The organism is Segeticoccus rhizosphaerae (assembly GCF_009192725.1).
GTDB lineage: Bacteria > Actinomycetota > Actinomycetes > Actinomycetales > Dermatophilaceae > Segeticoccus > Segeticoccus rhizosphaerae.
Genome location: NZ_VOHR01000294.1, coordinates 1 through 4,612, shown reverse-complemented (window position 1 = coordinate 4,612; position 4,612 = coordinate 1). Strand labels below are relative to the sequence as shown.

Sequence of the window (4,612 nt, the reverse complement as noted above, 5' to 3'; positions counted from 1 at the left end):
GGGGCCTGACCCTGAATCTTGGACACGCTGATTCCAGCCTTGGGCTGGGGAAGCGAGATGATCAGGACCATGGCCCGTAAGAATTACTCTGAGGAGTTTCGTCGTCAGGCCGTCGACTTGTACGAGTCCACTCCGGGCGCGACGGTGCGTAGCATCGCGGCGGATCTGGGGATTGTGCGTGGCACGCTGCGTCAGTGGCTGGCCGCGTACGGGACGGGCAAGAAGACCGCGGCTGATGGTAGCCCTGCTCGTAGCCCGTTGGCGGCCCGGACCGCGCCGGTGGAGGCCGGCAGGGAGGGCGAGTCTGCGCAAGAGCGGATCGCTCGTCTGGAGGCGGAGAACGCGGCGTTGCGGGCGGAGAAGACCAAGCTGGTCACCGAGCGCGAGATCTTGCAGAAGGCGGCGAAATATTTCGCCGGGGAGACGATCTGGTGAACCGCTTCCAGTTCGTCGCCGACCACCAGCACGCCTTCGAGGTGAAGCGGTTGTGTCAGCTGGTCGAGGTCTGTCGGTCCTCGTTCTACGCGTGGAGGGAGGCTGCGCCCGCTCGCGCGGCCCGAGCCGTCAGGGACACTCAGCTGGTGGAGCGGATCCGAGACCTGCACGAGGACGACAACACGGTCGGGGTGCCGCGGGTGACGGCGGAGCTCAACGACGGCGCGTCGCCCGATGAGCGGGTCAATCACAAGCGCGTCGCGCGGGTGATGCGCCTGCACGGGATCCGCGGATACCAACGCCGGCGGAAGGTGGTCACCACCGTGCCGGACCCCGCGGATCAGAAGGTCCCGGACCTGCTGGGGCGTGACTTCACGGCGGACGCCCCAAACTGCCGTTATGTCGGCGATATCACGTACCTGCCGTTGGCCGAGGGCAGCAACCTGTACCTGGCGACGGTCATCGACTGCTTCTCGCGCCGCCTGGTCGGATGGTCCCTGGCCTCCCACATGCGCACCGAGCTGATCGAGGACGCGTTGAAGGATGCGGCCGCGACTCGTGGCAGCCTAGCCGGTGCCACGTTCCACTCGGATTACACCGGGGTTTGTGTTAAGCCGAGGAATCGGGATCTGGCCTGCGCATGAGGGGTTTCCTGTCTGATTCTGCGGCTTAACGTTCTGCTGGCTGGTGGCTAGCGTCCACCGTGTCCTAGGGAAGGAGACGGTGATGGATGCGACGGTCGAACAGCTTGGCGTGGTGGTGATCGACGCGCTGCGGGCGGCGGACTACATGGAGTCCACGATCGGTCAGTACGAGAAGACGGTCAGGTACCTGAGGGAGTTCGCCGCTGACTGCGGCGAGGTGGTCTACACGCCCGCGTTGGGGGCGCGGTTCGCGGCGATGACGACCAGCCCGCGAACGGGCAGGTTCAGCGTCCAACGGCGGTTCAGCTACGGCCGGCTGGTCTCGCTGTTCGATGGCTACCTGGACACGGGCGTGGTGGATCTGTCGGTGCGCGGCCGGGGTGGTGGGGGCCCGCAACCGGGTTGCGACGACTTCGTGGCGCTGGACGCGGCGTGGGAAGCGGACATGAAGGAGCGGGGCCTGGCACCGGCCACCCGGTCGGCCTACGGTCGGGTCGCACGCGGCTACCTGACGTTCCTGGAGTCCCGCGGTAATCACGGCCTGCGGGAGGCCGAGCCGGCCAGCGTGTTGGCGTTCTTGGAGTCGCTGTCGACGCGGTGGGCGGCTTCGTCGTTGTATTGGGCGGTCTCGAACTTCCGCCCGTTCCTGAAGTTCACCGGCCGGGCCGACCTGGTCGAGGCGGTGGGTCTGGCCAGGGTGAGACGCTCCCGCCGGATCCTGCCGGTGCTCGATGATCAGGACCAGGCCATGGTGGTGCACGCGTGCACCTCGGGCGTGGTCTGCGCCCGGGACGCGGCAATCACGCTGCTGGCGCTGACCACCGGGCTGCGGGCCTGCGATCTGGTCGGGTTGCGGCTGGGCGACATCGACTGGCGAGCCGGCACGATCGGGATCGTCCAGCAGAAGACCGGCAACCCGCTGATGCTGCCGCTGCCGCCGTTGGTGAGCGCCAAGCTGGCCGAGTACGTGCTGGACCAGCGGCCCGACTCGGACGATGACCACGTGTTCTTGCGCGCCAAGGCGCCACACACTGGCCTGGCCGATCACGCCTCGATCTACCAGGTGACCGCCACCACGTTCCGGGCCGCCGGAGTCAGCGGCGTCAAGGTCGGCACCAGCGTGCTTCGGCACTCCGCCGCGTCCCGGCTGCTGCGCGCGGCGACCCCGTTGCCGACGATCTCGGCGGTGCTGGGGCACGCCGACCCGAACTCGACCAACGTGTATCTGTCCGTGGACCGGGAGCGTCTGCTGGAGTGCGTGCTGCCGGTCCCGGCGGGAGCACGGCCATGAACACGGGCAGGAACAGCGGGCACGGGTTCGTCAGCGCGTTCGCGCCGCAGCTGGAGGACTACCTGGCGTTCAAGCAGGCGATGGGCTGCTACGGCGCCTCGCGGATCTGGTACCTCCGTCAGTTCGATGCCTACTGCGCCGATCGTGACCGGACGGTGTTCGACCGGGACACCGTCGAGGGCTGGGTGCTCGAGCGGTTGGCCCGGTCCGGTCGGTACCGGTCCTGGATGTCCTACATCCGCGATGTCGGCCGCTGGCTGCAGGCCCACGGACACGCGGACGCCTACGTGCTGCCCGACCGGTGGAAGGCCGGGGTCGTCCCGGCACACCCGTACCTGCTGCGCCGGGAGGAGATCGAGGCGTTCTTCACCGCCGCGGCCCGGCTGGACACCCCCTCGCCGTGGCGGTGGCAGGCGGCCTGCTTCTTCACCCTGATGCACTCGTGCGGGCTGCGCACCGGTGAGGTCCGCGCGCTGCGCACCGGCCAGGTCGACCTGCGCGATGGGCACTTGGACATCCTCTGGGCCAAGGGCAACCGCAGCCGCCGGCTTCCCATCACCGACCAGGTCATCGAGGTGCTGGCCGCCTGCGACCGGGCCTCCCGTAGGCGGTTCTCCTCGCGGGACACGTTCTTCGTCTCGGCAACGGGGCACCCGGTCACCGGCGCGACGGTCGCGGTGATGTTCCGCCGGATCTGGGACCAAGCCGGGCTGCCCCGACCCGCGCACGGCACCCGGCCGACCCCGTACGCGTTCCGGCATCACTTCGCCTACGCCAACATCGAACGGTGGGCGGCCCACGGCCAGGACGTGGCCGCGCTGTTGCCCTACCTGTCCCGCTACATGGGCCACGCGGGCTTCGAGTCGACCTACTACTACGTGCACACCTCGCCCGACTTCATCCGTGGCTACGCCGACATCACCGCCGACGCCGGGGCGTCGCTCCTGCCGGAGGTGGGGTTCGAATGAGACGCGACCCGGCCACCGACGCGGCCAACCTGTTCAGCTTCGCCCGGGACTGGCTGCACGGCTACCTGCCCACGGTTCGGGGGCTGTCGCCGAAGACGATCCAGGCCTACCGGATCAGCCTGGACTGCTTCCTGGGCTATCTGGCCGAGGCCGAGGGCATCGACCGTGCCCAGGTCAGCTTCGACCAGTTCGACCGGGCCCACCTGAAGGCCTGGCTGACCTGGATGCGCGAACAGCGCGGCTACGCGCCCCGCACGATCACGCTGCGGCTGACCGCGGTCAAGACGTTCCTGGCCTACAGCGCCAGCGAGGACATCACCCTGATGGCGCTCAGCCAGGCTGCCAAGACGCTGCGGGCACCGGCCAGCCCGAAGACACCGATCGAATACCTCACCGGGCCCCAGATCCGGGCCGTGCTGGCCGCGCACGCCGGCGGCACCGCCAAGTCCCGCCGCAACCGGATGCTGCTGATCCTGCTCTACGACACCGCCGCCCGGGTCGGCGAGATCACCGGCCTGACCCTGGCCGACCTGGCCCTGACCCCGCCCGGACACGTGGCCCTGACCGGGAAACGGAACAAGACCCGCACCGTGCCGCTCACCAGCAAGACGATCGAGCACCTGCGCGTCTACCTGGACGAGTTCCACCCGAACCACGCCCGGCTGCCCGCGACCCGGCCGGTGTTCTACAGCCGGCACGACGGGCGACCGAGCCGGCTGTCGACCGACACCGTCGCCGCGGTGCTCAAGACCGCGGCCGACACGGCCCGAGCGACCTGCCCCAGCGTGCCGGAGAACATCCACTGCCACATGCTGCGCAAGACCAAGGCCATGGACCTTTACCAGCAAGGGATCCCGCTGCCGATCATCATGCGCCTGCTCGGCCACGAGAACACCTCCACCACTTCGGCGTTCTACGCGTTCGCCACCCTCGACATGATGCGCGAAGCGGTCAACGCCGCGACCCCCGCCATCACCAACACCGGCGCCGAACGACTCAGCGAAGACACCCTCCAAGCCCTCTACAGCCTCCGATAGCACCAATCGTTAAGCCGAGGAATCACACGGCCAGCGCCCAGGCACAGGCCAGTTCCCGATTCCTCGGCTTAACCTCAACCTCGGTGTAATCCGAGCTAAACCGAATTCGGTTTAACAGCGACCACGGATCGCAATACACCTCAAAGGATTTCGCTGCCCTATGCTCTCACCTGGGCGTCAAACAGTCCATGGGCGCGGTCGGGACCAGTGCCGACAACAGCCTCGCGGAATCGTTCA

3 protein-coding genes and 2 pseudogenes are annotated in these 4,612 nt (G+C 68.2%); all 5 read left to right on the top strand.

Annotated elements, in window-relative coordinates; all coding sequences use genetic code 11:
• Window positions 1-69 precede the first annotated feature (69 nt).
• A pseudogene (locus FRW57_RS17550) lies at window positions 70-1,040 on the top strand (IS3 family transposase); the annotation flags it as partial.
• Between the two features lie 121 nt (window positions 1,041-1,161).
• Window positions 1,162-2,370 (top strand): tyrosine-type recombinase/integrase, encoded by a 1,209-nt coding sequence (locus FRW57_RS17545; RefSeq protein WP_137123572.1) that lies wholly within the window; start codon window positions 1,162-1,164, stop codon window positions 2,368-2,370.
• Window positions 2,367-3,338, top strand: coding sequence for a tyrosine-type recombinase/integrase (locus tag FRW57_RS17540; protein WP_152186601.1), 972 nt, complete (start codon window positions 2,367-2,369; stop codon window positions 3,336-3,338). The genes FRW57_RS17545 and FRW57_RS17540 overlap by 4 nt, the downstream gene beginning before the upstream one ends.
• On the top strand, window positions 3,335-4,375 hold the full coding sequence (locus FRW57_RS17535) for a tyrosine-type recombinase/integrase (protein WP_152186600.1): 1,041 nt from the start codon (window positions 3,335-3,337) through the stop codon (window positions 4,373-4,375). Before FRW57_RS17540 ends, FRW57_RS17535 begins: the two co-directional genes overlap by 4 nt.
• A gap of 110 nt (window positions 4,376-4,485) precedes the next feature.
• Window positions 4,486-4,612: pseudogene (locus FRW57_RS17530) on the top strand (DDE-type integrase/transposase/recombinase); the annotation flags it as partial.

Excerpts from the sequence above, each read along its gene's own strand:
- FRW57_RS17540 (WP_152186601.1), top strand. The coding sequence starts at position 2,367 with ATGAACACGGGCAGGAACAGCGGGCACGGGTTCGTCAGCGCGTTCGCG.
- FRW57_RS17545 (WP_137123572.1), top strand. The coding sequence starts at position 1,162 with ATGGATGCGACGGTCGAACAGCTTGGCGTGGTGGTGATCGACGCGCTG.
- FRW57_RS17535 (WP_152186600.1), top strand. The coding sequence starts at position 3,335 with ATGAGACGCGACCCGGCCACCGACGCGGCCAACCTGTTCAGCTTCGCC.